Source organism: Psychrobacter sp. (genome assembly GCF_036731945.1).
Lineage (GTDB): Bacteria > Pseudomonadota > Gammaproteobacteria > Pseudomonadales > Moraxellaceae > Psychrobacter.
On record NZ_DAINDI010000054.1, the window covers coordinates 9,514 to 12,692 of the forward strand.

A 3,179-nucleotide genomic window follows, 5' to 3' on the forward strand; every position below is an offset into this window, starting at 1 on the left:
AGGTGAAGATCAGAAAAAACTCGACGTCTTAGCTAACGATTTATTATTAGAGGCTTTGGCAAACAACGCGCATTGTGCCGGCGTTGCCTCAGAAGAGCTCGACGATGCCACCCCTGCCAACGCTGACGGTAGTTTGTTGGTATTGTTCGACCCGCTTGATGGTTCATCAAATATCGATATCAATATGGCCGTCGGTACCATCTTCTCCATCTTGCCATACCAACGCCAAGGTCAAGTCAGTGAAAATAGCGATTTTTTACAAGCAGGTAATCAACAGCTAGCCGCCGGTTATTTGCTATACGGCACCTCTACGGTACTGGCATTAACCATTGCCGATAATGTCGTGATGTTTAGCCTAGACCCTGATAGCAATGACTATGTGCTGATAGAAGAGGATATTCAGATTGATGCGGATACTAGTGAATACGCTATCAACGCTTCAAACTATCGCTATTGGCAAGCGCCTATGCAGCAATATATCGACGAACTGATTGCTGGCAAGACTGGTGTGCGCGGCCGTGACTTTAACACGCGCTGGGTAGCAGCAATGGTCGGTGATGTGCATCGTATTTTATGTCGCGGCGGTTTATTCACCTATCCATTTGACACCAAAGATGCCAGTAAAGCAGGGAAATTACGCTTGATGTATGAGGCCAATCCAATGAGCTTATTGATTGAGCGCGCAGGCGGCGCTGCTACCGACGCGGTGCAGCGTATCTTGGATATAGAACCAACGGATATTCACCAACGTGTCCCTGTGGTACTTGGTAGTAAAAATGAAGTCGATTACGTTAAAAATCTGCATTTAAAACATGCTGATAAATAAATAATTTGCACCCAATTTGATAATACACAGCGTACAGCGATATAAACAATCGACTTTACGCTGATGATTCAAACTCTTTATATTTTAAGCGATCCATTATGGTAGCAAATCCAACCGAACTGATTACCTCAGATAAAAATCCGACTGTCAAACTTATCAAAGGGCTATTGACACAAGCGCGCCAGCGTAAGAAACAAGGGCAAACCGTCATTGAAGGCGTGCACCTTATCGATGCTGCTTTGCGTAGCGATTACCCATTCGTGCAAATATTGCTGTCTGAATCGGCGCACCAGCATCTTGAGGTTCAGCAGATTTTAACGCGCCTGCCGACTTATACACCTATTTTGACTTTAGCAGATAGCCTGTACGAAGGTATTCGTAGCTTAGGGACTGGCATCGATATCATGGCGCTGATTAACATTCCAACGCCTAGTATTAAAGCCATCAATGATGACTGCTTGATTCTTAATGACGTCCAAGATAGCGGCAATGTCGGTACGTTACTGCGCACGGCGGCGGCGGTTGGCATTAAAAATATACTTTGTACCAGTTCAACCGCGCAAGCATGGTCACCAAAAACGCTCAGAGCAGGTATGGGCGCACAGTTTGCCCTTACCATTTACGAAGGGTTAAGCGTGCAAGATATTTTGGATTATGTGCAAACGCCGCTATTTGCCACTAGCTCGCATACCGATACCGTGATTTATCAACACGACTTAAAAAAACCTATTGCTTGGATTATGGGACATGAAGGTCAAGGCGTTTGTGATGAGCTAATGCAATGCGCGATCCCTATTGCCTTGCCGCAGCCTAATGGTCAAGAAAGCCTGAATGTCGCTATCGCAGGCTCATTATGCTTGTATGAAACGTTGCGACAAAGGGAATATAGCTAATATTGTTAAGTAAATTAAATTCGATAATAAAAAAACCCGCTATTTTTATAGCGGGTTTTTTGTGCTTGATTACTTATCTAGTAATTAACCATTAAATCTTACTAGTTAACTCAGGTAGTGCTTCAAATAAATCGGCTTCTAAGAAGTAATCAGCAACGCTCGCGATTGGTGATTCTGGGTCATTGTTGATAGCAACGATCACTTTAGAATCTTTCATACCTGCTAAATGCTGAATCGCGCCTGAGATACCCGCTGCGATATAAAGGTCTGGTGCAACGATTTTACCTGTTTGACCAACTTGCATATCGTTTGGTACATAGCCTGCATCAACAGCAGCACGTGATGCGCCAACCGCAGCGCCAAGCTTATCAGCTAGTGGCTCGATATATTTAGTGAAGTTTTCACCATTCGCTAATGCACGACCACCAGAAACCACGATGCTTGCTGAAGTCAATTCAGGGCGGTCAGATTTTGCCATCTCTTCATTGACGAAACTTGCTTTACCAGTCTCTTGCACGTTATCGAGTGTCTCAACAGACGCTGAACCACCTTCGCTTGCCACAGGGTCAAAAGCGGTGGTACGGACTGTTAGAACCACTTTATTTTCTGAAGTCTTAACTGTTGCTGTGGCGTTACCTGCATAGATAGGACGTTCAAAGGTGTTTGCGTCTACGACCGCAGATATTTCTGACAACATGCTCACGTCAAGTAAAGCGGCGACACGTGGCATAAAGTTTTTGCCAGTGGTGGTAGCAGCAGCGATGATATGGCTATAATCACCAGCGATGTCAGCAACCAATAGGGCAATGTTGCCTGCCAATTGATGCTCATAAGCGGCGTTATCGGCTAATAGTACTTTAGTCACGCCTTCAGCTTTAGCGGCTGCATCAGCTGCTGCCTGCGCGCCGCTACCAGCGACCAATACATGGACGTCATCGCCTATTTGCTTAGCAGCAGCGATCGTGTTCAAAGTTGCCTTTTTTAGACTGGCATTGTCATGTTCTGCATATACCAAAATTGCCATTGTTTTTATCCTTTATTTATTCGTATCATCTATTCATGCGGTTGTTTGTGTACAAAACGATTTATCAAATCAGCTTAAATATGAAACCTTTTAGATAGCATCATTTTGCACAAGATATGCCGTAGCAAAATATTAAAAGACTCACGCCTTAGATAACTTTTGCTTCATTTTTTAGCTTATCGACCAACTCATCAACTGAACCTACCTTGATACCCGCTTTACGCTCAGAAGGTGGCACGACTTTGATAATTTCTTGCTTAGAAGTCATATCGACACCAAAATCAGCAGGCGTTTTTTCATCAAGTGGCTTTTTCTTCGCTTTCATGATGTTAGGCAATTTAGCATAACGTGGCTCATTTAAGCGTAAGTCAGTGGTGATAACCGCTGGTAGATCAAGTGCTAGGGTTTGCAGACCACCGTCGATTTCACGCGTGAC

At 44.2% G+C, this 3,179-nt stretch carries 4 protein-coding genes; 2 read left to right on the forward strand and 2 right to left on the reverse strand.

From position 1 onward, the window contains the following. Together V7D75_RS10895 and V7D75_RS10900 are read left to right on the forward strand one after the other, a co-directional pair. Positions 1 to 826, forward strand: an 826-nt coding sequence (locus V7D75_RS10895) for a class 1 fructose-bisphosphatase (RefSeq protein ID WP_333614574.1), incomplete at its 5' end; no start/stop codon positions are given. A 98-nt stretch (positions 827 to 924) separates the two neighbouring features. Further along, positions 925 to 1,719 carry a TrmH family RNA methyltransferase gene (locus tag V7D75_RS10900; RefSeq protein WP_333614575.1) on the forward strand — a complete coding sequence of 265 codons (795 nt, stop codon included), beginning with the start codon at positions 925 to 927 and terminating at the stop codon, positions 1,717 to 1,719. A gap of 91 nt (positions 1,720 to 1,810) precedes the next feature. On the opposite strand, the gene V7D75_RS10905 is transcribed toward V7D75_RS10900, so the two are convergent. Both V7D75_RS10905 and V7D75_RS10910 read right to left on the reverse strand, forming a co-directional pair. Then, complete coding sequence (locus V7D75_RS10905; protein ID WP_333614576.1) at positions 1,811 to 2,743, reverse strand: electron transfer flavoprotein subunit alpha/FixB family protein; 933 nt, start codon at positions 2,741 to 2,743, stop codon at positions 1,811 to 1,813. Positions 2,744 to 2,891: 148 nt separating this feature from the next. After that, positions 2,892 to 3,179 (reverse strand): electron transfer flavoprotein subunit beta/FixA family protein (locus V7D75_RS10910; RefSeq protein WP_442968955.1); only part of this gene is annotated, 288 nt, incomplete at its 5' end.

Bases quoted from the DNA above. Each gene is read 5' to 3' on its own strand.
- V7D75_RS10900 (WP_333614575.1), top strand. From the start codon at position 925: ATGGTAGCAAATCCAACCGAACTGATTACCTCAGATAAAAATCCGACT.
- V7D75_RS10905 (WP_333614576.1), bottom strand. From the start codon at position 2,743: ATGGCAATTTTGGTATATGCAGAACATGACAATGCCAGTCTAAAAAAG.